We start from the raw sequence: 25,465 nt of genomic DNA, 5'->3' as shown, positions 1-25,465 counted from the left end.
CCCCAACGTTGTTACCTCGCCCGCCCTGGGCGGCGAACGCTTCGGCCCGCCGGCTGTGCACGCGACGGTGAGTGCACGAGGGGCGGTGCGCGGTGCGGGGGTCACCCGGTCCGAAACTTGAGCATAAACCCCGGACGGGGCCAGTAGCGCAGCACCACCCGACCCAGTACGTCTGCTACCCCGTAAGCCCGGGAATCATCCGTGACCAGCTCGTTGTCTCCGTGTACCCACCAACCGCCGTCCTGTGCGCGGACCGCGCGTTTGACGACGAGCAGGTCGGGGCGGGTCCGGAACCTCGCCACCACGACGTCACCCGGCCGCACCGCGCGGCCGCCGCGGCGCACGATCAGCGCGTCGCCGTCGCGCAACGTCGGCACCATCGACGGGCCACGCACGAGAACGGCGAACGGCATGTGTGTTTCACCTCTCGCACATGGGGCAGTCGGACGAGGAGTAGGGTCTTTCCCGGATCATCGCAAACGTCATGGAGGGTCCTTATGCGACTTTCGCGCATCCTTGCTCCGCGCACGGTGGTAAGCGCCCACTGCGATCTGCCGTGTGGCGTCTACGATCCGGCGCAGGCACGGATCGAGGCCGAGTCGGTGAAAGCAATCGCCGAAAAGTACCAGGCGAACACCGACGCCGAATTCCGCACGCGGGCTCTGATCATCAAGGAGCAACGCGCCGAGCTGGTCAAGCACCACCTGTGGGTGCTGTGGACCGACTACTTCAAGCCGCCGCACTTCGAGAAGTACCCGCACCTGCACCAGCTCTTCAACGAGGCCACCAAGCTCGCGGGCGCCGCCGGCGCCAAGGGTTCGGCCGACCCGGCCAAGGCCGACGAGCTGCTGAGCAAGATCGAGGAGATCTCCAAGATCTTCTGGGAGACCAAGCAGGCGTGACGCCCGCTCCCTCCGAGGCCACGATACGGCCGGCACGCCGCGAGGACGTGCCGGCCGTCGTCGCCATGGTCCACGAGCTGGCCGAGTTCGAGCGGGCGCCCGAGCAGTGCCACCTCACCGAGCCCCAGCTCCACGCCGCCCTTTTCGCGGCCCAGCCGGCACTCTTCGGCCACGTCGCGGTCGATGCCGGCGGCGAGATCATCGGGTACGCGCTGTGGTTCCTCAACTTCTCCACCTGGGAAGGCGTGCACGGTATCCACCTGGAGGACCTCTACGTCCGCCCGGCGGCCCGCGGCACCGGGGCCGGCCGGCTACTGCTCACCACCCTCGCGCGGATCTGCGTAGACCGGGGGTACCAGCGCCTCGACTGGTGGGTGCTGCACTGGAACCCGGCCCGCGACTTCTACGGCGCGCTCGGCGCGGCGGCGATGGACGAGTGGATCCCGTACCGGCTCTCCGGGGAAGCGCTCCACAAACTGGCCATGCGGGAGCCCGCCGAACGGCCCTGAGCCGGTAGAGTCGCTGGGCGGGGTGAGTCAGCTGACAGTGCATGTGGAGCCGGTGATCGAAGACGACGTCGTGTTGCTCACCGTGCCGGCCGACGTCGGCTACCTGGGGGTGCTGCGCACGGCGACGGCCGGCCTGGCCGCGCGCCTGCACTTCGCGCTCGACGAGATCGAAGACCTGCGGATCGCGGTCGACGAGGCGTGCGCGATGCTCCTGGCGGTCGCCAGCCGTGGGGCCGAGCTCGAGTGCCGTTTCTCGGTCACCGACGACGCGCTGAGCGTGGAGGTGGCGGTCAACACCGTGCGGGGCGCGCGGCTGCCGGCCGAGTCCTCGTTCGCGTGGAAGGTGCTCACCGCGCTGACCACCGCCGCGTCCGCCACGGTGGAAGGCGACCGGGCCTCGATCCGCCTGCTGACCCGCCGGTCGCCGTAGCGATCCGCCGGGTCGCCCTAGCGGTTTGCCGGTCGCCGTGGCGGTTGGGCGGTGGCCCTAGCGGCTGGGGGCCAGCGCTCCCCGGATAAACGTGATGTGCTCGCGGGCGACCTTCGCCGCGCCGTCGGTGTCCCGCGCCTTGACGCAGCGCAGCAGCTCGCGGTGGTCGGCATCGACCTGGTGCCAGAAGCCGGCCGGTGCCGTCGCGGCCACCTCCCGCTCGTTCGACACCTGGTAGAGCGGCCGGCAGAGCAGCTCGAAGAGCGGGTTGCCGGTGGCGGCGACAAGCGCGGCGTGAAACGCCCGGTGGCCGGCCAGCATCGCCGGCACGTCGGCCACCTCCGGGTCGAAGAGCGCCGCCTCCAGGTGGGCCACGTGCTCCTCGCTGCGCCGCCGGGCCGCCTGCGCCGCGGCCGGCACCTCCAGCGACTCGCGTACCTCCAGCAGGTCACAGAGGCCGGCGGTAGACGTGCTGAGCAGCAGGTTGAGCCCGGTGGAGAGCGTGTCGGAGAGGTTTTCCGGGCTCGGGTGGGCGACGAAGCTGCCCCCGGTCACGCCCCGGGTGGTCACGATGAGGTGCTGGCTGGCAAGCAGGCGGAGGGCTTCGCGCACGGTGCTGCGGCTCACCCCGGAACGGGCGCACAGCTGCGGCTCGGTCGGCAGCCGCTCGCCCGGCTGGAGCCGCCCCGACGTGATCTCCGCACGGAGATCCTCCGCGAGCGTCTGGTACGCCGGCGGCCGCACTGCCCCCTCTATGCCCACTGAGCCTCCTGGTTCGCTCGGCGACTCACTTTAGGGGTGGGGAGGCGCAAACGGTGGCGAAGCCATCCGTTCGGGTGTCGTGTTCAGCCCAGACCGAGCGCTTTGGTACTCGATGGGGTGACCAGGAGCGTGCCCACCGCCACGGCGATCACGATGATCGGGACGCCGGCCCACGCGAGCCCGCCCTGGATCATGAAGTAGCCGATCGGCAGCAGCATCAGCTGGAGCACGATGGCCGGCCCGCGCGCGCCCGCGCGGCGGTTGCCGAGCGCCCGTGCCAGCAGGAAGAGCGCCGCGGCGCCGGCGGCCGCGAACAGGGTCACCATCAGGGCTACGACCATGTCGTTCGCCGTGCCGGTCAGGTCCTCGTACACCAGATAGGCGGCGACGAGCGCGACCGCGGCCGCCTCGCCGACCAGCAGCCACACCGCCCAGCGCAGCGTGCCGGGGAGCGCCGGGGAGTCCTGGATCACGCGCACACGATACTCGCCAGCGAGTACAGTGCCGCCCATGCGGGCGTTACTGGTCGTCAACCCCAAGGCGACCACCACGAGCGAGCGCGCGCGGGACGTGCTGGTGCGGGCGCTCCGCAGCGAGTTCGACCTGACGGTGGCGCTCACGCGGCGGCGCGGCCATGCCACCACGCTCGCCCAGGAGGCGGCCGCCGGCGGCGTCGACGTGCTCTTCACGCTCGGCGGCGACGGCACGGTCAACGAGGCGGTCAACGGCCTGATGGCCGGCGCGCCGGCGGAGACCCGCCCCGCGCTGGCGGTGGTGCCCGGTGGCTCGACGAACGTGTTCGCCCGCGCGCTCGGGCTCCCCAAGGGCTGGGCCGAGGGCGCGAGCGTGATCCTGGAGGCGCTGCACGCCGGCCGGGTGCGGACGATCGGGCTGGGTCGCGCCGACGACCGATACTTCACGTTCTGCGCGGGGCTGGGGCTGGACGCCTCGGTGGTGCGGCGGGTCGAGCAGGCTCGGCTGCGCGGGCGCACCTCCACTCCCGCCCTTTATATGCGATCCGCGGTCACCCAATACTTCACGGCTATGGACCGGCGGCATCCGGCGATCACATTGGAGCAGCCGGGCGAGACGGCCGAGGGCGAGCTATCGACCGTCATCATCCAAAACACCGCGCCCTGGACGTTCCTCGGCGACCGGGCGATCAACCCCAACCCCGACTCGTCCTTCGACCTCGGTCTCGACGTGCTCGCCCTGCGCCGACTGCGCGTGCCTAGCACAACACGGACCGTGACTCAGCTCCTGTCCCGGCATCGCGAGCCGCACGGGTCGCAGGTGGTGCGGCTGCACGACGTCGCGGAGTTTTCCCTGGTCTCGGACCGTCCGCAGGCGTTCCAGCTGGATGGCGACTATCTCGGCGAGCGGGAAAAAGTCCGCTTCACGAGCGTTCCCAGCGCACTGCGCGTAATCTGCTGAGGGGCACCACGCGCGTCGCGGCGGGCACATCCACCCCAGGGAGTACGCCGGAAATGTCGGCAATGCGGCGCGGACTGTACTACATTGACTGGTGACTGTCGCACACCGGGTGCTGACCCAGGGTCAAAATCCGGACAAAGGGGTTGTGGGCTTGCTCACCCGCTCAGATTTTTTCCGAGCGTCCCCCTTGACATCGCGGGAGTTCGTGAAAGTATTCACAAGCGAAACGAGTTACCGGGAAGTTGCGCGGGCATGCCCGCCGTGTGGCAAGTTCACGCAGCCAGACCGGTCCCAAAGCCTGCTAACGCGCTGCCGATCGGATGAGTGCGCAAAGTCGCGATCGACACCGCGGACGCAAATAGAGTTCCACCGCATTAATTGCCACCGATCCAGAACGAGGAGTGTTGCCGCCATGGACTGGCGCCACCATGCTGTCTGCCGCGACGAGGACCCGGAGCTGTTCTTCCCGATTGGGACGTCCGGCCCGGCACTCCTGCAAGTCGAGCAGGCGAAGGCCGTCTGCCGGCGCTGCTCCGTGACCGACGAGTGCCTCCAGTGGGCCCTCGACTCCGGTCAGGACGCCGGCGTCTGGGGCGGGATGAGCGAAGAGGAGCGGCGCGCCGTCAAGCGTCGCGGCGGCCTGCGGGTCCGCGCTCACTCCGCCTGACAAAAACACAGCACCACACACAGCATCAAACGCCCCGGGCTCCAGGCCATCCGGGGCGTTTTGCTGTCCCCGGGATCACCTTTTCCTCGCGCGCCGTACGTTTCGCGCCGCACGCGGCCGGCCCTCGACGCCGCAGTCCCCCCGGCACCCGCCCAGGACGCCCCCCGGTCGCCCCGGACCGTGCCCTGAGACGCTCCGGGCCGGCCACGCTGTGCGCGGGACGCCCCCGACCATCCCGCGCGCGAGAAAGACGCCCAGAGGCGCGGTCAGGGCGTCCCTCTGGGGATTAGGAGCCCACCGGTCGCGCCCTGATACAGGGCTCAGGCGGCAGCCGCGACGCCGGCGGGCAGATCCGCCGCGTCGGCCCGCGCGAGCACCAGCCGAGCGAGCTCGAACGCGCCCTCCAAGGGCTGCGCCGCCGCCACCGCACCGGCGTCGAGAGCGGACGTGACGACGGTGTCGTAGAGCAGCCCCGGCGCCAGGAAGTAGGCCGCCACGCCGATCCGCTCGGCACCGGCCGCGCGCAGCTCCGCCACCGCTTCGGCGCCGGTGGGGGACGCGGCCGAGGCGTACGCGACCGTCGCCGGCACGCCCAGCGACTCGCCGAGCGCGCTCGCGGCCCGCACCACGGTCTGCCGCGCGGCGGCGTCGCGGGTGCCGGCCGCGGCCAGCACCACGGCGTCGAAGCCGGAGCCCGCGGCGGCGAGCCGGCGCCGCAACCCGGCCAGCAGCGAGTCGTCGACCGGGTCACCGGCGGACGGGCCCAGCACGTCGGCCACCGCGACCGGGACGCGCAGGCCGGCGGCGCGGGCGGCGCGCAGCACCTCGGGCACGTCGACCCGCCCGTGGAACGCCGCGGTGAGCAGCAGCGGTACCAGCGTCACCCGGTGGTGGCCGGCCGCCTCGAGCCCGCTCAGCACCTGCCCCGGGCGGGGCAGCGTGTGGTCGAGGTACGAGGCGCGCACGTCGACACCCGGGCGGGCCGCCGCGACCGCGCGGACGAGGGCACGGGTCGCCCGCGCCGCCCGCGGATCGCGGCTGCCGTGCACCACCAGGAGGATCGGCGTCACGTGTGCAGGCCGCACTCGGTCTTTTCGAACATCGCCCACCGGCCGGCCCGCGGGTCTTCGCCGGCCTTGGTGCGCCGGGTGCACGGCCAGCAGCCGATCGAGGTGAACCCCTTCTTGAAGAGCTCGTTGACCGGCACGTTCCACCGGGAGATGTAGGCCTCGACATCGGCCTGGCTCCACGCCGCGATGGGGTTGACCTTGACCTTGCCGCGCTTGGCGTCGAACGCCACCACCGGCGTGTTGGCCCGGGTGGGTGACTCGTCGCGGCGCAGCCCGGCGGCCCACGCGTCGTAGTCGGCGAGCGCCCGCTCCAGCGGCTCGACCTTGCGGAGGAAGCAGCAGTCGTCGGGGCTCTTGTTGAACAGGCGCGGCCCGTACTCACCGTCTTGCTGGCCGACGGTCAGCCGCGGACGGATCGAGCGCACGTTGACCGGCATCGTGGCGGCCACGGTGTCGCGCACCTTGAGCGTCTCGGGGAAGTGCAGGCCGGTGTCGAGGAAGATCACGTCGACGCCGGGCGCCACCCGGGACACCACGTGGGCCAGCACCGCGTCGGCCATCGAGCTCGTCACGCAGAACCGGTCGCCGAACGTCTCGGCCGCCCACCGGGCGATCTCCTCGGCCGGCGCGCCTTCGAGCGCGACCGCGGCGTCCTCCGCGAGGGAACGCAGCTCGGCCGAGCGGTCGCGGGCCGGGCTGAGAAGGCCCAAGCCCACCGCGTTTACCGGGCTCACCGTGCCACCGCCTTTCGCACCAATCCGATGAACTTGACGGAGAAGGCGCGCGCACAGCCGCGGCACTCCCACGTGCCGTGCCCCTCCTCGGACGGGCGCAGGTCTTCTTCTCCGCAGTACGGGCAGTAAAGGGGTGCGGCGCGAGACTCAGAACTCATCGGAGTGCCTCCTCTTCGACCCTCATGACCCAGCTGGCGAACGCCTCGCCGTCGGTGCGGCTGTCCAGGTAGCGACGGGCCAGGCGTTCCACGTACTCGGGGAGCTCGTCCGCGGTGGTCTTGAGACCGCGGAGCTTGCGCCCGAACCCGGCCTTCTGGCCCTCGGCCATGCCGAGACCACCGCCGAGGTGGACCTGGTAGCCCTCCACCTGCTGCCCGTCCGGACCCATCACGATCTGGCCCTTGAGGCCGATGTCGGCGGTCTGGGTGCGAGCGCAGGCGTTGGGGCAGCCATTGATGTGGATGGAGATGTCGACGTCCATCTCGCCCAGGCGCTCTTCGAGGCGGGCGACGAGCTCCTCGCCGCGCCGCTTGGTCTCGACGATCGCCAGCTTGCAGAACTCGATGCCGGTGCATGCCATCGTGCCGCGCCGCCAGGTCGACGGCTGGGCCTCGAGACCGATCGCCCGCAACGCGGCCACCAGCGAGTCGACCCGACCTTGCGCGACGTCGAGCACTAGCAGCTTCTGGTACGGCGTGAGCCGCACCCGCCCGCTCCCGTGCGCCTCGACGGTGTCGGCGAGCTGGGCGAGCTGGGTGCCGGACGTGCGACCCACCACCGGCGCGGCGCCGACGTAGAAGCGGCCGTCGGCCTGCCGGTGCACGCCGATGTGGTCGATCGGCTTTTCGGGGAGCTGCGGCGCCGGCCCGTCGAGCAGCGTGCGGCCGAGGTACTCCTTCTCCAGCACCTCGCGGAACCGCTCCACGCCCCAGTCGGCGACCAGGAACTTGAGCCGGGCGCGGTGGCGCAGCCGGCGGTAGCCGTAGTCGCGGAAGATGCTCACCACGCCGGCCCACACCTCCGGCACCTCGTCGATCGGCACCCACACGCCGAGGCGCTGGGCGAGCATCGGGTTGGTCGAGAGGCCGCCGCCGACCCACAGGTCGAAGCCCGGACCGTACTCCGGGTGGTCAACGCCGAGGAAGGAGATGTCGTTTACCTCGTAGGGCATGTCGGCCAGCCACGAGATCGACGACTTGAACTTGCGCGGGAGGTTGGAAAACTCCTTGGCGCCCACGAAGCGTTCCACGATCGCGTCGATCGCGGGAGTGGCGTCGAGCTTTTCGTCGGCCGAGATGCCCGCGACCGGGCTGCCCAGCACCACCCGCGGGCAGTCGCCGCACGCCTCGGTGGTCTGTAGCCCCACCGCCTCCAGGCGGCGCCAGATCTCCGGCATGTCTTCGACCCGGATCCAGTGGAGCTGGATGTTTTGCCGGTCGGTGATGTCGGCGGTGTCGCGCGCGAACTCCTGGGAGATCGTGGCGATCGTGCGCAGCTGGTCGAGGTCGAGCGCACCGCCGTCGACGCGCACGCGCAACATGAAGTACTCGTCGTCGAGCTCGTGCGGCTCGAGGATGGCGGTGCGGCCGCCGTCGATCCCGGGCTTGCGCTGCGTGTAGAGCCCCCACCAGCGAAAGCGCCCGCGCAGGTCCTGCGGGTCGATCGAGCCGAAGCCGCGGTGCGCGTAGATGTTTTCGATCCGGGCGCGGACGTTGAGCGGGTTGTCGTCCTTCTTGGTCCGCTCGTTGGGGTTGAGCGGCTCGCGGTGACCCAGCGCCCACTGCCCTTCGCCGCGCGCCTTGCGCGGGCGTGCGGCCGGCCGGCCTTCCGAGCTTGTGACCGCCATCCTGGGCGTCCTCCGTGTGCGTTTCGTTAGGAAGGACGCGCGAGGCTACGGCGCTGATCTTGAGGGCCGGCGCTCTCTACGCGCCCGGGAACAGATCAGATCGGGCGACGTCAGTGAGCCCGACACATGGCGCTGCGCACGCGGCCGTAGTCAACGTGGCGCCGGGAGGTCAATCCCAGCGACACGGCACGGCGCTCAGCAACGGTCACGAGGGTTAGCTTCTCACAGCCACCCCGGCCCGCCAACCAGCGGCCCAGATGGCGGGAGTGTGCTTTGTAACACCTAAGCAACAAGCAGCCGCCAGCATCGAATGCACAAGAGTCCATGCGCCGGCCCGTTGTAGCATCCGCGCGCATTCGACCATCTCACGGGGAGATACCGTGCTATTTACGACAAAAGCTGCCAAACTCGTCATTGCCTCGCTGGCGGTGATCGCGCTCGGCGCGTGCGGCTCCACCCCCACCACGCCTGACGCGCCGCAGCAGCAGAACGTCCTCGCCCTGCTCGTCAGTGACGCGAAGGGTTCGCTTCAGAAGGTGGTGGACAGCGCCACCAAGGCCGAGTCCGTAAAGCTGAGGATGGACGGCGAGGCCGACGGCAAGGCCTTCAGCGGCCAGGGGGTGCTGCGATACGGCAAGGACCCCAAGGCCGAGATCACCATGCAGATCGCGGGAAAGTCCACGACGATCCGGATGATCGGCCCGATCTTCTACATCGCCATCCCCGAGGCCGAGCGGGCGGAGATGCAGGGCAAGAGCTGGATGAAGATGGACCTGACGGCGGCCGCCGGAGGGTCGGGTTCGGAGTTCACGAAGCAGTTCGACGAGATGGACCCGGTGCGGCAGGTCAAGACCCTGCTCGCCGCCGACACGGTAACCGTGGTCGGTGAGGAGACGATCGACGGTGTGAAGACCGTCCACTACACCGTCACCAACCCGGTCGCCGCGTACCTCGGCCAGCTCGACCCCGCGAAGAAGGCGGCCGCCGAGAAGGAGATCGCCAAGGCTGGCGTCAAGGACGTCAAGACCGACGTCTGGGTGGACGAGAAGTACCAGCCGCGCCGCATGCACGTGGTGATGGGCACGGTCAGCGACACGACGGTCGACTACGTCGAGTACGGCACGTCGGCGACCGTCGAGGCGCCGCCGGCGGCTGAGGTGATCGACTTCGATGAGATGCTCGAAGGTCTGAAGACCGGAGGCTGATGCCTCAGCGCTTGGTCAGGGGGAGCACGAGCACCGCCTCGGTGCCTCCCTCTGACCGGGCGCGCAGCTCGATCGTGCCGTTGAGCTCGCCGGTGACCAGCGCGCGCACGATCTGGAGGCCCAGCCGCCCGCCCTGCTCGGCGTCGAACTCCTCCGGCAGCCCCGTGCCGTTGTCGACGACGGTGACGTGCAGCTCCTTGCGGTGGCGGTGGGCGGAGACCACCACCTCGCCGACCGCGCCCACGCCGTCGATCTCCGGGAAGCCGTGCTCGACCGCGTTGATCAGCAGCTCGTTGAGCACCATCACCAGCGAGGTGGCCATCTCGGCGGGCAGCACGCCGAACGTGCCCATGCGGCGCATCGAGACCTTCGACTCGGTCGTGCCCACCTCGGCGGCGGCCGCGGCCACCCGGTCGACGATGCCGTCGAACTCCACCGCTTCGTCGCTCGACATCGACAGCGTCTCGTGTACCAGCGCGATCGAGGCCACCCGGCGCACCGATTCCTCCAGCGCCGCCTTGGCGGAAGGCGTCTCGACCCGGCGGGCCTGGAGGCGCAGCAGGGCGGCGACGGTCTGGAGGTTGTTCTTCACGCGGTGGTGGATCTCGCGAATCGTGGCGTCCTTGGTCACCAGGGCCCGGTCGCGGCGGCGCACCTCGGTGACGTCGCGCACCAGCACCAGCGCACCGATCGGCACGCCGGCCGGCATGAGCGGGAGCGCGCGGGTCAGCACCGTGGCACCCCGCGCCTCGATCTCTTTACGCGACGGCGCCTCGCCACCGAGCGCGGCGAGCATGCGGGCGGAGGCGTCGGTGCCCTCCAGCGGGTCGTCGGCCAGGCGCGCGGCGAGCGCGGCGAGGTCTTCGCCGACGAGATGGGAGGCGAAGCCCAGCCGGCGGAAGGCGGACTGTGCGTTGGGGCTCGCGTAGGTCACCTTGCCGCTCGCGTCCAACCGGATCAGCCCGTCACCCACCCGCGGCGCGGAGGTCGTCTCGATGCGGTGGCTGATCGGCGGAAACGTGCCGTCGGCCATCATCTGCGCGAGGTCGTCGGCGGTCGTCAGATAGTTGAGCTCGAGCTGGCTGGGCGTGCGCGCGGTCGAGAGGTTGGTGTCGCGCCCCACGACCCCGATCACGCCGCCCGGCTCCCCCTCGGCGTCGCGCAGCCGCACCGGGATCGCCTCGTGGCGGGCGGGCGTGTCCCCATACCAAACCGGGTCGCCCTCGCGCCAGATCCGCCCCTGCCGGTACGCGATCGTCAGGTGCGCCACCTCCGGACCGCCGACCGTGCGTCCCACCTGGTCGTCCTGGTAGGCCGTGGGGGCGGTGGTCGGCCGCACCTGCGCCACGCACAGAAACGACTCGTGCCCGTTGACCGGCACCCACAGCAGCAGGTCGGCGAAGGAGAGGTCGGAGAGCAGCTGCCAGTCGCCGGCGAGCCGGTGCAGGTGGTCGATGTCAGCCTCGCTCAGCGAGGTGTGCTCTTCGACCAGATCGCGCAGCGTAGACACATCAGCACTCTAGAGCTTTCCGGCTGGGGGTGGCATCCACGAGCGCGGCCACGAAATCCCGATCCGAAAGACCGAGATCCGAGCTACCGCGACGCAGGAATCCAGAGCCAGGCCACCTCAACTCCGAAACGCTCTAGAGCGTGGAGGTCACCTTCTTGAGGCCGCGCGGTGCGTCCGGGTCTTCACCGCGGGCGAGCGCGAGGGCCAGCGCCAGCCGCTGGAGGGGCAGGATGTCGAGCAGCGGGGCGAGCCGCTCGTCGACGTCGGGCACCGCGAGCTCGCCGTTGGCGCCCACGGTGAGCACGTCGGCCTTGCGCTCGCGCAGCCGGGCCAGCACGTCGCCCATCGCGGTGCCGCCCGGCCCGGAGCCCACGACGGCCAGCACCGGCACGTCGGGATCGGTCATCGCCAGCGGCCCGTGCAGCAGGTCGGCGCCGGAGAAGGCGAGCGCCGGCAGGTATGACGTCTCCATCAGCTTGAGGGCCGCCTCGCGGGCGGTCGCATACGCGTACCCCCGGCCGGTCGTGACGAGGCGCGCCGCGAACCTGTAGCGGCCCGCGACGGTCTCCGGCGTGGGGTCGGCCAATACGCGCGCCGCGAGGTCGGGCAGGGCCGCCAGATCCGCGGGTGGCCGGCCGCCGCCCGCGCGCACGCTCTCCACCAGCAGGAGCAGGGCCAAAAGCTCGGCGGTGTACGTCTTCGTGGCCGCCACCGCGCGCTCGTGCCCCGCCGCCACGTCGACGGAGAGCTCGGCGGCCGCGGCGAGCGGCGAGTCGGGGTTGTTGGTGATCGCAAGCGTGAGGGCGCCGGACTCGCGGGCCACCCGCACCACCTCGGTCAGGTCGGGCGAGCCGCCGCTCTGGCTGACGCCGATGACCAGCGCCTGCGACAGGTCGGGCCGGGCGCCGTAGACGGTCACCGCGCTCGGCGACGCCAGCCCCGCGGGGAGGCCGAGGCGGATCTCCGCCAGGTAGGCCCCGTAGAGCGCCGCGTGGTCGGAGGTGCCGCGTGCGGTGAGCACGATGTGGCGCGGCCGGCGCTCGGCGATGACCGCGGCGGCGCGGGCGATGGGCTCGGCGTGGGCCGGCTCCAGCAGGCGCGCGTAGACCTCCGGCTGCTCCGCGATGTCAGCGGCCATGCCCGCTCCCGCTGTGCTCACCATGACCTCCTGGATGCCCAATCCGGGCGTGCGCAAAGCTGCTCGTTCGGTGCTCATTCTTGCACGGTTGGAGGCTCAAACACAACGCATCGCGCAATGGACGAAGGGCGCCCACCATCCGGTGGGCGCCCTTCTCGGGGAGGGCTCTACGGCACCGCGGGCGCGTCGGCCAGGGCGCGCTCGGCCTTCTCCTCGGGCGTGGCCGCGGGCGCCTCGGGGGCGCCGCGCAGCGGGATCTCCTTCACGAACCAGGCCAGCACCGGCACCAGCACCGCGACCGCCACGGCCCACCAGAACACGCCGGCGATCGAGTCGGCGAGGCTCGTCAGCAGGCCGTTGCGGGCCGCCGCCGGCAGGCCGGCGAGCACGGCCGGGTCGAAGCTGCCCGCACCGCCTCCACCGTCGCTGAACTGCGCGGCGGCCTGTGCCCCCAGCTTGTCGGTGAGCTCGTGCTGGAAGCGGGTGGCGAAGACCGCGCCGAAGAGTGACACGCCGAACGAGCCACCGATCGAGCGGAAGAACGTCGCGGCACCGCTGGCGGCGCCCAGGTCGCGCTGCTCGACGCTGTTCTGCGCGATCAGCATCGTCGTCTGCATCAGGAAGCCCATGCCGGCGCCGAGCACCACCAGGTAGGCACCGAGCTCGACCCGGCTGGTCTGCGCGTCCAGCATCGTCAGCAGCAGCATGCCGATGGCCATGAGCACGCCGCCGACGATCGGGTAGACGCGGTAACGGCCGGTGCGGGTGATCGTGCGGCCGCTCAGGATCGAGACGGTCAGCATGCCGAACATCAGCGGGAGCAGGAGCAGGCCGCTGCCGGTGGCGGAAGCCCCCTGCACGTACTGCTGGAAGATCGGCAGGAAGTTGATCGCGCCGAACATCGCGAAGCCGAGCAGGAAACCGACCGCCGAGATGAGCGCGAAGTTGCGGTTTTTGAACAGGCCCAGCGAGATGATCGGCTCGGCCGCGCGCCGCTCGACGAGAGCGAACAGCGCCAGTGCCACCGCCGCCAGCCCGACCAGGCCGAAGATCTGCGGCGAGTCCCACTCGTACTCGTTGCCACCCCACGTGGTGATCAGCACGAGCGCGGTGATGCCCACGGACAGCAGGCCGGCACCCACCCAGTCGATCTTGTGCTCGGTCCGGTACTTCGGCAGATGCATCTGGGTGATCAGTACGAGCAGCGCGAGACCGCCCAGCGGCAGGTTGATGTAGAACGCCCACCGCCACGACAGGTTGTCCGCGATGAACCCGCCGAGCAGCGGCCCGGCCACCATCGCGATCGCCATGACGCCGGCCATCATGCCCTGGTAGCGACCCCGCTCACGGGGTGGCACAAGGTCGCCGATGATCGCCATCACACCGACGATCAGGCCGCCCGCGCCCAGACCCTGCACGGCCCGGAAGCCGATCAGCTCGAACATCCCGTCTTCGGGCCCGCCGAGCATGCTCGATCCGGCCATGCCGGAGAGCGCGGAGCCGATCAGGAAGATCACGATCGACGTGAGGAAGACCGTCTTCCGCCCGTACAGGTCGCCGAGCTTGCCCCAGATCGGGGTGGAGACGGTGGTGCCCAGCACGTACGCCGTGACCACCCAGGTGAAGTGGTCGAGCCCGTCGAACTCGCGCACGATGATCGGCAGCGACGTGCTGACGATCATGTTGTCGAGCATCGCGAGCATCATCGCGATCATGAGACCGACCAACACGACTCGGATCTTGGGCTGAGTGACTGAAGGTTGATCTGTGACGGTCATGTCACCCTCCCCCTGGTAGATTCCTTACTTGCCGTACGGTAAGCTGCCAACTAACCGGTCGTCAAGTAAGTTCGCTGGGTAAGGTGATGAAGTGAGCGAGAGCACAGGCGATACGCGGTCGCGCATCCAGGCCGTGGCGCTGGAGCTGTTCACCGAGGAGGGATACGAGAAGACCTCGCTCCGGGAGATCGCCGAGCGCCTCGGTGTCACGAAGGCGGCGCTCTACTACCACTTCAAGAGCAAAGACGAGATCGCCAACAGCTTCATCGAGGACCGCATGGAGGCGATGAATCGGCTGATCGAGTGGGCCGAGACGCAGCCGCCGACCGTCGAGTCACGCCAGGCGATCATCCAGCGGTACACGGAGGAGCTCTTCGGCGGCAACCAGCACCGGGTCATGCGCTTCTTCGAGCAGAACCAGACCGCGATGAAGCAGTTTTCGGCCGGCAAGGACATGCGGGCGCGGATGATGCAGCTCGTCGACCTGCTGGTGCGGCCGGAGACCTCGCACGAGGCGCAGGTGCGGGCCGCGCTGTCGCTCTTCTCCGTGCACAGCACGTGGTTCGCGATCCGCGACCCCGAGGTCACCGAGGAGGAGCGCAAGGCGATCGGTCTGAAGATCGCCAACGAGCTGCTCGACAGTATCGGTGCGGAGGCACCCGCGAGCGCCTAGTGCGATGGCCTTCGGCCGCCGCACTAGAGCGCGAGTCGCAGGCCCAGCAGCTGGACGCCCGGCATCGGCGACCAGTCGAGCTCCGGCTCGCGCACGAAGCCCAGCCGCGCGTACAGCCGCTGGGCCGGAGCGGCGAAGTCACGCGTGCAGATCACCACGGCCGCGCAGCCGAGCTCGCCGGCCCGGCGCACGCAGGCCCTGGCCAGCGCCTCACCCACGCCGCGCCCCTGCGCGACCGGGTCGACCGCCAGCATCCGGAACTCGGCCTCGCCGGGGCCGGACAGCTCCGCGTAGGGCGAGCCGGGCAGCACGAACGTCACCGCGCCCAGCACCACCTCGTCGGCGTCGACAGCCACGTAGACCTCGCCGGCATCGACCCGGGAGGCCACGTCGGCGAGCGTCGCCGCGTACGGGATCTCGCCCTTGAGCTGCCCGTCCGCCTCGTACGCCGCGATGCTGACCCGCGCGATCGCCTCGTGGTCGTCGGCGCGGGCCGCGCGCACCCGCACCGTCATTCGATCACCGCGATGAGGTCGCCCTCCTGGACGACGTCACCCTCGTTGACCGCGAGCGTCTGCACTGTGCCGTCGCTCTCCGCGAGCACCGGGATCTCCATCTTCATGGACTCCAGGATGACCAGGGTGTCGCCCTCGGCAACCGCGTCACCGGCGGACGCGACGACCTTCCAGACGTTCGCCACCATCTCGGCGCGGATCTCCTCGGCCATCGTCGGCCCTCCCTCGTGAGCGGAGTGTGGGTGCGTCGGTATCAAATCATGCCCAGCTAGGATCTGCGTGTTCCTAGACGTCCTGGAGGCCCGCATGGCTAAGAAGTCACGCAAGAAGAAGGCACGCAAGAAGAGCGCGGCCAACCACGGCAAGCGCCCCAACTCCTGAGCTCGGGCCTACGGCGCCCCTGAGGTCGTCTTCTCGGCGGCTTCGGGGGCGCTTCGCTCTTGTGGCGCGGGGGCACGGGCCCGGTCGCGCCAGGTGACCACCAGCACGTCGACCGCGGCCACCACCGCGACGAGCACGGCCAGGCGCAGGCCGATCGCTTCCTGGATGCCGAAGCGCCAGTACTCCCCCGCGCCGAACCAGATGCCGGCCAGCAGGCTCACGCCCGAGCCGACCGCGACCACCGTGGCGGCGAGCGCGAGGTCGGGCCGCCGCCGCGCGACGAAGACGACGGCCGCGGCCGAGAGCACCAGCGCGGCGCCGAGCGCCTTCAGCACCCAGCTCCGCGGCGGGAAGACCAGCTTTTCCACCGCCATCGGCACCACGCGCTCGGTCTTCGCGTAGTCGGAGCCGGCCACCGAGAGGCGCACCACCTCGCGCATCTGCCGCGCGAACACGCCCGGCTCGGCCAGCGCGTACCGCTGCCACACGTCGGCCGCGTTGCGCTCGCCCCAAGCCTTGAACTCGGGGCACTGCTCGTACGCCGCGGCGAACTTGGCGGTCTCCCACGCCGGCCCGGCGGCGATCTCTTCCATCCCCGGACACGACGGCATGCCGAACTCCCGCTGGAAGATCGCCTTGACCTCGGGGTTGGGCAGCACGTGCAGCCGCAGCCGGAAGAGCATCAGCCCCTCTTCGTGCCGCACCTCGGGCGTAGCGCTCCAGCCGGCGTAGGTGCGGTCGACGACCGGTGTGATCGCCGTGCACCAGATCGTCGCGAGCACCAGCACCGCGCCCGCGACGAGGGCGTGCCGGCGCTTCGGCGGCCGCCGCCACGCCACCACGGCCAGCGCGAGGATCAGGAAGACCACGAAGACCCGGATGTCGGTCCGGGTGAACGTCCACCAGACCGCCACCGCGGTCGCCCCCACCAGATACCAGACCACACTGGTACGGGCCCAGAGCAGCAGCAGCGCCAGCGTGAGGACGCCGAGCGAGATGGACAGCGACTCGGACAGCATCGCGAAGTCCCAGTTGGCCACCTGGGGCAGCAGCCCGACCACGAGCACGGCGGCAACCGCCACGACGCGGGCCACGAGCGTGCGCAGGCAGGCCCAGAGCGCCCAGGCCAGCAGCGCCCACGCCACCGTGCCCACGGTCCACTGGGCGACCGCGCGGGCCTGGTCGTTCGGGAAGATCGCGTAGAAGACCGGCACGCCCCACAGGCGCGGGGCGTGTCCGGTCAGCGAGACGAGCGAGCCCCGGTCGAAGGCGGGGTCACCACGGTGCGCGTACGAGAACGTGTCGAACGAGGTGAAGACGTCGCCCCGCACGCAGATGAACACCCGGGCGGCGACGAACACCGCCAGCAGGCCGGTCAGCACCGCCTCGGGCAGTCGCACCGAGCGGCGCAACCGGTCTGTGAGCACGGGAGGACTCCAGTGGAACGAGGATCCGAATCAGTCGGGCAGATACTCCCGGGAGTCGGCCTCGAACACAAGCTCACTGAGCCGGACGCGCAGGCGGTCGCGTAGCTCGGTGGGTGCCCGCTCGTCGCCGCAGCAGCGCGCGACCAGGGCCTTCACCTCCTGCTCGATGCCGTACTCCCGGAGGCACGGCGAGCACTCGTCGAGGTGGGTGCGGATCAGGTCGCGCCGCTCGTCGGAGCACTCCAGGTCGAGGTAGAGGTAGACCTCGGCGAGCACGTCACGACAGTCGGTTTCGTGTGGTTCACCGCAACTCACGGTCTGTCACACCTCCTGGCCAGCTGCTGCGGTGTCGGGCGACGGGCTGCGGTTGAAGCCCCGCTCGGCAGCGTAGCGCTCCAGCAGCTTGCGCAGGTTACGCCGGCCACGGTGCAGCCGGGACATCACGGTGCCGATGGGAGTGCCCATGATGTCGGCGATCTCCTTGTAGGAGAAGCCCTCGACGTCGGCGAGGTAGACCGCGAGCCGGAACTCCTCCGGCAGCTGCTGTAGAGCGTCCTTGACGTCGCTGTCCGGCAGGCGCTCGAGCGCCTCGGTCTCCGCCGACTTCAGCCCGCTCGACGTGTGAGACTCCGCCTCGGCGAGCTGCCAGTCGGTGATCTCCTCGGTCGGCGCCTGGATCGGCTGGCGCTGCCGCCGCCGGTACGAGTTGATGTACGTGTTGGTGAGAATGCGGTAGAGCCAGGCCTTGAGGTTGGTGCCCTCTTCGAACTGGTGGAAGGCGGCGAACGCCTTCAGGAAGGTCTCCTGCACCAGGTCTTCGGCGTCGGCTGGGTTGCGCGTCATGCGCAGTCCCGCGGCATACAACTGGTCGACGAACGGCAACGCGTCGCGCTCGAAGCGCGCCCGCCGCTCGTCGGTCCTCTCCGGTCGGGTCAACCGAACGTCCCCCCTCGACTGTCCCGCCGAGGATACGCGGAACGCCTGGTCGGCGCCTGAGGAAGGCTCGCCTGTCACCGGGTTTGCCGCGAGCCACTCGGGCCCGCCCAGGAGCTGACGCACGCGCTCGACCTCGGGGTTCACCCGATCAGAGGGTCGCGTACTGGTTTGCACCGATTCTGCCCCTTCCGCAGTTTGTGCTTCCGGGTGCTAGAACACGCCCCCGCCGGGGTGCATTCCCCTCCGTCGCAGGCCAGAGGAGGTCAGCGGGCGAGTCCTCGCTCACGGAGCCACCCGACCGCGATGCCCGCCGTACCCTTCGGGTCGCGGCGCAGGTCGTGTCCCTCACCCGGGCGTACCTCGATCAGGGTGTCCGGGCCGCCGGCGGGGATGCCGAACGGGTCACGGTCGCCGTTGAGCACGAGGGTGGGCACACCGGCGGGCAGCTCGTCCTGGCGGGAGCGCTCCGGCCGGCCCGGCGGGTGGAGCGGAAACGCCAGGCAGACGATCGCGACGGCGCCGAGGTCGGCGGCGGTGCGGCAGGCGACCCGGGCCCCGCTGGACCGGCCACCCACCACCAGCCGTGCCTTCGGATGGTCGGCGAGCAGCTCGCGCACGACGGCTGTCCACGCCTCGTCGAGCTGGTGCGCGGGCGCCGGCGCCCGGCGGCCGGCCACCCGGTAGGGCTGGGTGACGCGGGCGACGGTCACCCCCGCGGCGCACGCGGCATCACGCAGCGCCACGAGGTCAGGTGCGTTGACCCCACCTCCGGCACCGTGGCCGAGCACGAGCAGGCTCTTACGGCGACCGGACGCGGGCGTCAGGTCGACAAGGGCCGGCCCGCGGGGCGTGACGATCTCACGGCTGGTGTCAGACACCCGCCCATCGTCGCCCACCGGACGCACCCGGGCCGGCTCAGTGCGTGTCTACCGGCACCAAGGTCAGGAGCTGGTCGCGGACCGGTGGGCCCGCGCTCTCCAACGCCTCGGTGTCCGGCTGCACCTGGCCACGCCAGGCGACGAGCATCGCCCGCCGCTCGCGGGGCGTCGTGGCGCCCCAGACGCCGTGGCAGTCGCCGACCTCCAGCGCCCAGGCCAGGCAGGCACCCTGCACGTCGCATGTGCGGCACAGGGCCACCGCGGCGTCCGCCGGCTCACTGGGAGCCGGGAAGAACGTCTCGGGGTCAACGCTCTGGCACACGCCTCTCGTGCGCCACGCATCGTCCAGCTGACGCTCACTCACTGCCCGAAGCAGCCGCGGGTCGCGCCGTGCAGCGGCAACCTCGTGCGGGCGTGGCATCCGCGCCCGTGTCATCCACCCACCTCCCCCGTGGGACCGGCGAAGTAATGGCGTTGCCGTCCGCCCAGTGCGAATCGACACCTCTGCCGGCGTTGTGTTCTATCGCATTCGCGGCTTGCAATTCAAGGGGTTGCATAGATCCTGGCCGAAAGGCCAATCGACTATTCACCGCCAATGGCAGTATTCGATACACAGCGTGATGGGAGCGCTCCCGTGCGCGATCGCTCGGTTCTTTTCTGCTCACACTGCGTCAGAAGAGCGGTAACCAATCAGAAACACGGACGATCAAAATAGCGTCAACTCAACCGGTTCTTCGGGCGGCCCGCCGAGTGTGCCGCCGGGTGCCCTGGCGACCAGATGCGGGCCGTCGTTACGGACGTCGCCGACATCCGGGCCAACCGGGCGGATCTCCAAGCCGGCCAGAAACTCGTCGCTCGGCGCGGTCAGCAACTCCTCGGCCTCGCCACCGCCGGCCAGCCAGTCGGCCCAGCGCTGCCACGGCAGCAGCAACGGCATCCGGTCGTGCACGAGCGCCAGGTCGCCGATCGCGGCCGTGGTCACCACCGTGAACGTCAGGCCCTCCTGCCACGGCGACCACAGACCGGCCATGGCGAGCACACCGCCGCCCGCGGGAGTCATGAAGTAGGCCTGCTTGCGCCCGTCCGGCCGGCGGAGCCACTCGTACCAGCCGTCGGCCGGCACGAGGCAGCGGCGCTTGGCGAACGGCGACGCGTACGCGCTGGACGTGGCGACGGTCTCCGACCGCGCGTTGATCATGCGAGCCGCGCCCTTGGCGTCCTTGGCCCACGTCGGCACCAGGCCCCACCGCGCCGCGGCCAGCACCCGCTCCCCGCGCGACTTGGACATCCGCACGATCGGCACCGGGTCGGTCGGTGCGACGTTGTAGTCGGCCACCAGCGCTCCGCCGGTGTCGTCATACGCCTCGAAGAGCGCGCTGAGATCCGCCGCGCTGCGGGTGGTCGCGTACCGGCCGCACATGGCCTTTACGCTATCGCGCCTCCGGGGTGGCGACCGCCAGCCCGAGGAGCGCCGCGACGAGGACGGCGGGAGCTGGCCGCCGAAGGCGCCCAGCGAGCGCAGCGGCACAGCCCGTCTCGATACTCGGGAGGAGCCGGATCGGCGATCACCGGTTGCCGGCGGCGGACGGCAGACTGTACGGGTGACCGTGACCCGCGCCCCCGTCCCGTGGACCGCGCCGACCGCGAAGGATCCGGTCGCCACCACGGTGCGGCTGCCCGGCTCCAAGTCGATGACCGCGCGGGCCCTCGTGCTCAGCGCGATCGCCGACGGGCCCTCGACGCTCCGCCGCCCGCTCCGCGCCCGCGACACCGAGCTCATGGCCGCCGGTCTGCGCGCCATGGGCTCCCAGGTGTCCACTCTGGACGACGATCGCTGGGTGGTGCGCCCGCACCCCCTGGCCGGCCCGGCGCACGTCGACGTCGGCCTGGCCGGCACGGTCATGCGCTTCGTGCCGCCGGTCGCGGGGCTGGCCGCCGGCACCGTCACGTTCGACGGCGACCCGCGCGCCCGGCAGCGGCCGGTCGACCAGCTGGTGGGCGCGCTCCGCTCGGTGGGCGTCCGGATCGACGCCTCCGACACCGGCAACCTGCCGCTGGCCGTCCACGGCACCGGGCGGGTCGCCGGCGGCGAGGTGGAGATCGACGCCTCGGCCTCCAGCCAGCTCGTCTCCGGGCTGCTCCTGGCCGGTGCCGCGTTCGAGCGCGGCATCGTGGTGCGCCACGTGGGTCCGCCGGTCCCCTCCGCCCCGCACCTGCGGATGACCGCGCAGATGCTGCGGGCGGCCGGCGCCGCGGTCGACGACACCACCCCGGACGTCTGGGCGGTGCAGCCGGGCAAGCTCGCCGGGCGCGCCTGGGTGATCGAGCCCGACCTTTCCGGCGCCGCGCCGTTCTTCGCGGCCGCCCTCGTCACTGGCGGCGAGGTGACGCTGCTCGGCTGGCCGCGCACGAGCTCCCAGCCGGTCGACCGGCTCCGCGCCCTGCTGCACGAGATGGGCGGCGAGGTCTCCCTCGGCACCGAGGGCCTGACGGTGCGCGGCACCGGCGCCGTGCACGGGCTCGACGCCGACCTGTCCGACGTCAGCGAGCTGACCCCGGTGCTGGCCGCGCTGGCCGCGGTCGCCGACTCGCCTTCCCGACTCACCGGCGTGGCCCACATCCGCGGGCACGAGACCGACCGGATCGCCGCGCTGGCCCGCGAGCTGGAGGCGCTCGGCGCGGACGTCACGGAGAGCCACGACGGGCTGGAGATCCGCCCCCGCCCGCTGCGCGGCGCGCTGTTCCAGACGTACCACGACCACCGGCTCGCCCACGCCGCCGCGGTCATCGGGCTGGCCGTCCCCGGTGTCGAAGTCGACGACGTGGCATGCACGTCGAAGACCATGCCGGAGTTTCCGGCGCTATGGTCGGCAATGGTCGACGGGCACTAGGAGCGGTAGGAGGAGCGCTGACGGGAAAGCGGCGGGAGTACGACGAGGACGACGTACGGGTCCGCCCGTCCCGGTTCTCGCGTCCGCGTACCCGCACCCGCCCCAAGCACTCCGAGGCGGTCGAGGGGTTCGTGGTCGCGGTCGACCGGGGGCGGTACACCTGCCACGTCGGCGACGCGAGCGTCACCGCCATGCGAGCCCGCGAGCTGGGCCGCAAGTCGGTCGTCGTGGGCGACTGGGTGGCCCTGGTCGGTGACATCTCGGGAGCGCCGGGCGCGCTCGCCCGCATCGTGCGGATCGCCGAGCGCACCTCGGTGCTGCGGCGCACCGCCGACGACGACGAGACCACCACCGAGGGCCGGCTCGAGCGGGTCGTGGTCGCCAACGCCGACCAGCTCGTGATCGTCAGCTCGCTCACCGACCCGCCGCCGCGCACCGGCTTCATCGACCGGTGCCTCGTCGCCGCGTACGACGCCGACATCGACCCCCTGCTCTGCCTGACCAAGGCCGACCTGGCCGGCCCGGACGCCGTGCTCGGCTACTACGCCGAGCTCGACCTCCCACACGTGCTGTGCCGGCCGGACGCCGACCTCGACGACCTGCGCGCCACGCTCACCGGACGCCTTTCGGTGCTCGTGGGCCACTCGGGCGTGGGCAAGTCGACGCTCGTCAACCGTCTCGTCCCCAACGCCGACCGGGCGGTCGGCGTGGTCAGCGCGGTGGGCAAGGGACGGCACACGTCGACGAGCGCCGTCGCGCTCCGGCTCCCCGCCGACAAGCCCAGCTGGATCATCGACACCCCGGGGGTACGCAGCTTCGGCCTCGCCCACGTCTCCGCGGAGAGCCTGCTGCACGGCTTTCCCGACCTCGTCGAGGCGACCGTCGACTGCCAGCCCGGCTGCGAGCACACCGCCGACTCCCCGGGCTGCGCGCTGGACGCCTGGGTGGCGGCCGGACGCGCCGACGAACGCCGGCTCCGCTCCTACCGCCGCCTGCTGGCATCCCGATCCGGCGAGCCCGACCCCGAAGCCTCGGCCACCGAACCGCTCTAGGAAGTAGGGCAAAGGCAGATTTGCCCGGGTCCGCGTCAGTTGCGGACCGTTGCTCCCGCCGGAGACCGCTGCGGCCGGCGGCTCGCAGCGCTCGCCGAGATCCCCGGCCTCCGCTGCCACCTCCCCGTCACAAGCCCAACCGCCCCACTGCCCGCTGCCCGTTGCCCCCAAGAGGGCAGCCCTGTCACCGCCTGGACGGGTATACGGGAGCCTCCTCAGAATTCATCCCCAAGAGGGCTGGCCTCTTGGGTGCGGGCCGGGGGACCAACAGCGGACGGGTGAGGCCGCGGGAGCAGCGGTCTGGACCACCGCGGACATCGCGGTAGCTCGAAGCTTGGGTTTGATCTTGATTTAGACCTCGACGTAGCCGCCGCTGCGCCAGTAGATGCCGTCCTCTCGCGACATCAGCCCCTCGTCGATGAGGTAGCGGCGCAGCGAGGCGTGGTCGTCGTGCCAGGCGCGCAGGATGGCGTCGACCTCGCGCTCGGGATAGCGGACGCCCGGCTCGAACGAGGCGGCGACGTGCTCCAGGATGATCCGCCGCTTGCCCCGCGCGGCCGGCATGCGTGCGATCCGGCCGTCGCGCACGAAGACTCGCAGCACCGCCGCCTTGGCGCGGTCGGGGTCGAGGTCCTGCTCGGCGGCGGGCGGCGGCGCGTGCTCCCGCACCGCCTCCTTGAACGCGTCGGCCTCGGCCACGATGCGCCCGTCGACGCTGGCAACCAGGCCGCCCGACTCCAGCCGGCGGAGCGCGACAACCACCTGGCGGGCGGGCAGGCCGGTGCTCGCCGCCACCTCGGAGGGGGTGGCCGCGCCCAGCACCACGGCGGCGAAGGCGGCCAGCCGGTCGGGCTCGGCGAGCAGTCCGCACACCGCATCCGGTCTCATAACGGGGACGCTATCGCGTGCGGAGCGTCCGGATCAGCTACCTTTCCCGCCATGGCCCGGTACGCCGACGACCTCTCCCTCGCCCACGTGCTCGCGGATACGGCGGACTCCATCTCGTCCGCCCGGTTTCGGGCGCTCGACCTGCACGTGGAGTCAAAGCCGGATCTGACGCCGGTCTCCGACGCCGACACGGCGGTGGAGCGTGCCCTGCGCGCCACGCTCGCACGCACCCGGCCGCGGGACGCGGTGCTCGGCGAGGAGTTCGGCGCGACCGAGGCGGCGGCGGGTCCGGGCACCCGGCAGTGGGTGATCGACCCGATCGACGGCACGAAGAACTTCATCCGGGGCGTGCCCGTGTGGGCGACGCTCATCGCGCTCATGGAGGGCGACCAGCCGGTGGTTGGTCTTGTCTCCGCGCCGGCGTTGGGGCGCCGGTGGTGGGCGGCGGTGGGGCACGGGGCGTACGCGGGGCGGCACACCGCCGCCGCCACGCCGATCAAGGTGTCGGGGGTGAGCCGGCTCACCGACGCCAGCTTCTGCTACTCCGACCTGATGGGGTGGGAGGAGAACGGCCGTCTCGGCGCGATGCTCGGCATTATGCGCCAAACATGGCGTAACAGGGCATACGGCGACTTTTACGGATACATGCTGCTTGCCGAGGGCGCCCTCGACGCGATGGTCGAGCCGGAGCTCTCGCTGTGGGACGTGGCCGCCCTGGTGCCGATCGTGACCGAGGCCGGCGGCACGTTCACCGACCTCGACGGGCGGTCCGGCCCGGGGGGCGGCAGCGCGGTGGCCACCAACGGCAAGCTACACAGCGACCTGCTCGAACGACTCTCCGCCTCGGGCATCGAGATGCTCTGACGAGTGGTCGGCGCGAGCCGCACAGGCGGGGGCTGGACAATCCCGCTAGAGTCGCCGGGTGGCATCCACTGGCGGCTGGTGTTTCCTGGCAGCGATGATCTTGGCGTACGGCGTCGCCAACATGCTCCAGTCGATGGCCGCCACCCGCACCACGGTCCACCACACGTTCGACCCGGGCCTGCTGCTCCGCCTGGCCAGCCACCGGACCTACCTCATCGGCCTGTCCTGCCAGGCCCTCGGCTTCCTGCTCGCCTTCCTGGCCCGCCGCGACCTGCCGCTCTTCCTGGTGCAGGCGAGCGTGGCGGCCGGCCTCGGCGTGACCGCCGTGCTGGGCGTGCTGATCCTCAAGTGGCGGCTCCCCGGCGCCGAGGTGGCGCTGCTGGTGCTCCTCTTCGCCGGCATCGGCGCGCTGGTGCTGGCCGCCCAGCCCGCCCCCTCCCGGCAGATCGGGCCGCTCGGCCTGGGCGCGCTGGTGATCGCGCTCGTGGTGATCGGCGCGCTGGGCTTCTTCGCGGTGCGCCTGCACGGTGCGCCCGGGTCCGTCGCGCTCGGGTCGCTGGCCGGCCTCGCCTTCTCGGGCGCGGCGGTGGCCGCCCGGCCGCTCGCGGCGGTGCACTCGTTCGAGGCGCTGCTGATCCACCCCCTGCTGTACCTGCTGCTCGCCCACTCGGTCGTCGGCCAGCTCCTGCTCGGCCTGGCGATGCAGCGCGGCTCCACCACGGCCGCCGTCGCCGCCATGGACGCCGCCGGCGCGGTGCCGGCCGCGATCATCGGCCTGCTCTTCCTCGGCGACCGCATCTGGCCCGGCCGCGAGTGGCTCGCGATGATCGGCTTCCTGGTCACGCTGGCCGCGGTGATCGGCCTGACCCGCTACGCCGAGCCACAGCACCACCACCAGGTCGCCGCCGCCCCGCGCCGCCGCCCGGTCCGCCTCCACCACCCGGTGCCCGCCGCTCGCCGCTAGCGTGGGCCCGC

General features: G+C 71.3%; 31 protein-coding genes. 12 read left to right on the top strand and 19 right to left on the bottom strand.

Going from position 1 to position 25,465, the window contains the following annotated elements; translation table 11 throughout:
• Positions 1-101: 101 nt before the first annotated feature.
• Positions 102-413: a S24/S26 family peptidase gene (locus ACTMTJ_RS02700; protein WP_441214385.1), complete on the bottom strand. Its 312-nt coding sequence runs from the start codon at positions 411-413 to the stop codon at positions 102-104.
• 84 nt (positions 414-497) lie between these two features.
• Between ACTMTJ_RS02700 and sodN the strand changes: the two genes are divergently transcribed.
• Genes sodN through ACTMTJ_RS02685 form a run of 3 tightly spaced genes read left to right on the top strand, consistent with a single transcriptional unit; the run spans position 498 to position 1,841 of the window.
• Positions 498-902 (top strand): superoxide dismutase, Ni, encoded by a 405-nt coding sequence (gene sodN / locus ACTMTJ_RS02695; protein ID WP_441214384.1) that lies wholly within the window; start codon positions 498-500, stop codon positions 900-902.
• Positions 899-1,411, top strand: coding sequence for an N-acetyltransferase family protein (locus tag ACTMTJ_RS02690; RefSeq protein ID WP_441214383.1), 513 nt, complete (start codon positions 899-901; stop codon positions 1,409-1,411). The genes sodN and ACTMTJ_RS02690 overlap by 4 nt, the downstream gene beginning before the upstream one ends.
• 22 nt (positions 1,412-1,433) lie before the next feature.
• Positions 1,434-1,841 carry an ATP-binding protein gene (locus ACTMTJ_RS02685; RefSeq protein ID WP_441214382.1) on the top strand — a complete coding sequence of 136 codons (408 nt, stop codon included), beginning with the start codon at positions 1,434-1,436 and terminating at the stop codon, positions 1,839-1,841.
• A 57-nt stretch (positions 1,842-1,898) separates the two neighbouring features.
• Here ACTMTJ_RS02685 and ACTMTJ_RS02680 read toward each other — a convergent pair whose 3' ends face one another.
• Positions 1,899-2,603, bottom strand: a complete 705-nt coding sequence (locus ACTMTJ_RS02680; RefSeq protein ID WP_441214381.1) for a FadR/GntR family transcriptional regulator — start codon at positions 2,601-2,603, stop codon at positions 1,899-1,901.
• An 83-nt stretch (positions 2,604-2,686) separates the two neighbouring features.
• Positions 2,687-3,115 (bottom strand): hypothetical protein, encoded by a 429-nt coding sequence (locus ACTMTJ_RS02675; RefSeq protein WP_441214380.1) that lies wholly within the window; start codon positions 3,113-3,115, stop codon positions 2,687-2,689.
• On the opposite strand from ACTMTJ_RS02675, the gene ACTMTJ_RS02670 reads away from it, so the two are divergent.
• On the top strand, positions 3,114-4,037 hold the full coding sequence (locus ACTMTJ_RS02670) for a diacylglycerol/lipid kinase family protein (protein WP_441214379.1): 924 nt from the start codon (positions 3,114-3,116) through the stop codon (positions 4,035-4,037). The two genes, ACTMTJ_RS02675 and ACTMTJ_RS02670, sit on opposite strands and share 2 nt — an antisense overlap.
• A gap of 412 nt (positions 4,038-4,449) precedes the next feature.
• Positions 4,450-4,704 (top strand): WhiB family transcriptional regulator, encoded by a 255-nt coding sequence (locus ACTMTJ_RS02665; protein ID WP_173041450.1) that lies wholly within the window; start codon positions 4,450-4,452, stop codon positions 4,702-4,704.
• A gap of 320 nt (positions 4,705-5,024) precedes the next feature.
• Here ACTMTJ_RS02665 and ACTMTJ_RS02660 read toward each other — a convergent pair whose 3' ends face one another.
• The 4 genes from ACTMTJ_RS02660 to ACTMTJ_RS02645 are packed head-to-tail and all read right to left on the bottom strand — an operon-like array spanning position 5,025 to position 8,354.
• The gene (locus ACTMTJ_RS02660) at positions 5,025-5,789 is read right to left on the bottom strand and encodes a sirohydrochlorin chelatase (protein ID WP_441214378.1); all 765 of its coding nucleotides are present in this window, start codon (positions 5,787-5,789) and stop codon (positions 5,025-5,027) included.
• Positions 5,771-6,508, bottom strand: coding sequence for a phosphoadenylyl-sulfate reductase (locus ACTMTJ_RS02655; protein ID WP_441214377.1), 738 nt, complete (start codon positions 6,506-6,508; stop codon positions 5,771-5,773). The genes ACTMTJ_RS02660 and ACTMTJ_RS02655 overlap by 19 nt, the downstream gene beginning before the upstream one ends.
• Positions 6,505-6,666: a hypothetical protein gene (locus tag ACTMTJ_RS02650; protein ID WP_441214376.1), complete on the bottom strand. Its 162-nt coding sequence runs from the start codon at positions 6,664-6,666 to the stop codon at positions 6,505-6,507. The genes ACTMTJ_RS02655 and ACTMTJ_RS02650 overlap by 4 nt, the downstream gene beginning before the upstream one ends.
• Positions 6,663-8,354 carry a nitrite/sulfite reductase gene (locus tag ACTMTJ_RS02645; protein ID WP_441214375.1) on the bottom strand — a complete coding sequence of 564 codons (1,692 nt, stop codon included), beginning with the start codon at positions 8,352-8,354 and terminating at the stop codon, positions 6,663-6,665. The genes ACTMTJ_RS02650 and ACTMTJ_RS02645 overlap by 4 nt, the downstream gene beginning before the upstream one ends.
• Before the next feature lie 428 nt (positions 8,355-8,782).
• Between ACTMTJ_RS02645 and ACTMTJ_RS02640 the strand changes: the two genes are divergently transcribed.
• The gene (locus tag ACTMTJ_RS02640) at positions 8,783-9,559 is read left to right on the top strand and encodes a hypothetical protein (protein ID WP_441214374.1); all 777 of its coding nucleotides are present in this window, start codon (positions 8,783-8,785) and stop codon (positions 9,557-9,559) included.
• Positions 9,560-9,563: 4 nt separating this feature from the next.
• On the opposite strand, the gene ACTMTJ_RS02635 is transcribed toward ACTMTJ_RS02640, so the two are convergent.
• The 3 genes from ACTMTJ_RS02635 to ACTMTJ_RS02625 all read right to left on the bottom strand — a co-directional run bounded on the left by ACTMTJ_RS02635 (position 9,564) and on the right by ACTMTJ_RS02625 (position 13,985).
• Entirely contained in the window at positions 9,564-11,069 is a 1,506-nt protein-coding gene (locus ACTMTJ_RS02635) for a histidine kinase N-terminal domain-containing protein (protein WP_441214373.1), read from the bottom strand.
• A 133-nt stretch (positions 11,070-11,202) separates the two neighbouring features.
• A complete protein-coding gene (locus ACTMTJ_RS02630; RefSeq protein WP_441214494.1) occupies positions 11,203-12,207 on the bottom strand; it encodes an SIS domain-containing protein in 1,005 nt (334 codons plus the stop codon).
• A gap of 167 nt (positions 12,208-12,374) precedes the next feature.
• On the bottom strand, positions 12,375-13,985 hold the full coding sequence (locus ACTMTJ_RS02625; protein ID WP_441214372.1) for an MDR family MFS transporter: 1,611 nt from the start codon (positions 13,983-13,985) through the stop codon (positions 12,375-12,377).
• Positions 13,986-14,076: 91 nt separating this feature from the next.
• Here ACTMTJ_RS02625 and ACTMTJ_RS02620 point away from each other — a divergent pair, with 91 nt between their 5' ends.
• The gene (locus ACTMTJ_RS02620) at positions 14,077-14,658 is read left to right on the top strand and encodes a TetR/AcrR family transcriptional regulator (RefSeq protein ID WP_441214371.1); all 582 of its coding nucleotides are present in this window, start codon (positions 14,077-14,079) and stop codon (positions 14,656-14,658) included.
• A gap of 23 nt (positions 14,659-14,681) precedes the next feature.
• Here the strand turns inward: ACTMTJ_RS02620 and ACTMTJ_RS02615 are convergent, their stop codons facing one another.
• A complete protein-coding gene (locus tag ACTMTJ_RS02615) occupies positions 14,682-15,173 on the bottom strand; it encodes a GNAT family N-acetyltransferase (protein WP_441214370.1) in 492 nt (163 codons plus the stop codon).
• On the bottom strand, positions 15,170-15,385 hold the full coding sequence (locus ACTMTJ_RS02610; RefSeq protein WP_441214369.1) for a biotin/lipoyl-binding carrier protein: 216 nt from the start codon (positions 15,383-15,385) through the stop codon (positions 15,170-15,172). The genes ACTMTJ_RS02615 and ACTMTJ_RS02610 overlap by 4 nt, the downstream gene beginning before the upstream one ends.
• Before the next feature lie 94 nt (positions 15,386-15,479).
• On the opposite strand from ACTMTJ_RS02610, the gene ACTMTJ_RS02605 reads away from it, so the two are divergent.
• Positions 15,480-15,554, top strand: coding sequence for a 50S ribosomal protein bL37 (locus ACTMTJ_RS02605; protein WP_369814844.1), 75 nt, complete (start codon positions 15,480-15,482; stop codon positions 15,552-15,554).
• 8 nt (positions 15,555-15,562) lie between these two features.
• On the opposite strand, the gene ACTMTJ_RS02600 is transcribed toward ACTMTJ_RS02605, so the two are convergent.
• The 6 genes from ACTMTJ_RS02600 to ACTMTJ_RS02575 form a co-directional block, all read right to left on the bottom strand.
• Positions 15,563-16,981, bottom strand: coding sequence for a hypothetical protein (locus ACTMTJ_RS02600; protein WP_441214368.1), 1,419 nt, complete (start codon positions 16,979-16,981; stop codon positions 15,563-15,565).
• A gap of 30 nt (positions 16,982-17,011) precedes the next feature.
• A complete protein-coding gene (gene rsrA / locus ACTMTJ_RS02595) occupies positions 17,012-17,296 on the bottom strand; it encodes a mycothiol system anti-sigma-R factor (RefSeq protein WP_441214367.1) in 285 nt (94 codons plus the stop codon).
• A 6-nt stretch (positions 17,297-17,302) separates the two neighbouring features.
• Entirely contained in the window at positions 17,303-18,091 is a 789-nt protein-coding gene (locus ACTMTJ_RS02590; protein WP_441214366.1) for a sigma-70 family RNA polymerase sigma factor, read from the bottom strand.
• 89 nt (positions 18,092-18,180) lie between these two features.
• Positions 18,181-18,795 (bottom strand): alpha/beta hydrolase family protein, encoded by a 615-nt coding sequence (locus ACTMTJ_RS02585; RefSeq protein WP_441214365.1) that lies wholly within the window; start codon positions 18,793-18,795, stop codon positions 18,181-18,183.
• A 37-nt stretch (positions 18,796-18,832) separates the two neighbouring features.
• Positions 18,833-19,231 (bottom strand): WhiB family transcriptional regulator, encoded by a 399-nt coding sequence (locus ACTMTJ_RS02580; RefSeq protein WP_441214364.1) that lies wholly within the window; start codon positions 19,229-19,231, stop codon positions 18,833-18,835.
• A gap of 270 nt (positions 19,232-19,501) precedes the next feature.
• The gene (locus tag ACTMTJ_RS02575; RefSeq protein ID WP_441214363.1) at positions 19,502-20,215 is read right to left on the bottom strand and encodes an SOS response-associated peptidase; all 714 of its coding nucleotides are present in this window, start codon (positions 20,213-20,215) and stop codon (positions 19,502-19,504) included.
• A gap of 181 nt (positions 20,216-20,396) precedes the next feature.
• Between ACTMTJ_RS02575 and aroA the strand changes: the two genes are divergently transcribed.
• Together aroA and rsgA are read left to right on the top strand one after the other, a co-directional pair.
• Entirely contained in the window at positions 20,397-21,686 is a 1,290-nt protein-coding gene (gene aroA, locus ACTMTJ_RS02570; RefSeq protein WP_441214362.1) for a 3-phosphoshikimate 1-carboxyvinyltransferase, read from the top strand.
• On the top strand, positions 21,659-22,738 hold the full coding sequence (rsgA, locus tag ACTMTJ_RS02565) for a ribosome small subunit-dependent GTPase A (protein ID WP_441214361.1): 1,080 nt from the start codon (positions 21,659-21,661) through the stop codon (positions 22,736-22,738). Before aroA ends, rsgA begins: the two co-directional genes overlap by 28 nt.
• 351 nt (positions 22,739-23,089) lie before the next feature.
• Here rsgA and ACTMTJ_RS02560 read toward each other — a convergent pair whose 3' ends face one another.
• Complete coding sequence (locus ACTMTJ_RS02560; RefSeq protein ID WP_441214360.1) at positions 23,090-23,626, bottom strand: DUF2087 domain-containing protein; 537 nt, start codon at positions 23,624-23,626, stop codon at positions 23,090-23,092.
• A gap of 51 nt (positions 23,627-23,677) precedes the next feature.
• Between ACTMTJ_RS02560 and hisN the strand changes: the two genes are divergently transcribed.
• Together hisN and ACTMTJ_RS02550 are read left to right on the top strand one after the other, a co-directional pair.
• Positions 23,678-24,490: a histidinol-phosphatase gene (gene hisN / locus ACTMTJ_RS02555; protein ID WP_441214359.1), complete on the top strand. Its 813-nt coding sequence runs from the start codon at positions 23,678-23,680 to the stop codon at positions 24,488-24,490.
• Positions 24,491-24,584: 94 nt separating this feature from the next.
• The gene (locus ACTMTJ_RS02550; protein WP_441214493.1) at positions 24,585-25,454 is read left to right on the top strand and encodes a hypothetical protein; all 870 of its coding nucleotides are present in this window, start codon (positions 24,585-24,587) and stop codon (positions 25,452-25,454) included.
• Positions 25,455-25,465 lie beyond the last annotated feature (11 nt).

It is taken from the genome of Phytohabitans sp. LJ34 (assembly GCF_052068095.1).
GTDB lineage: Bacteria > Actinomycetota > Actinomycetes > Mycobacteriales > Micromonosporaceae > Phytohabitans.
This window is presented reverse-complemented; position numbering and strand designations above follow the sequence as displayed.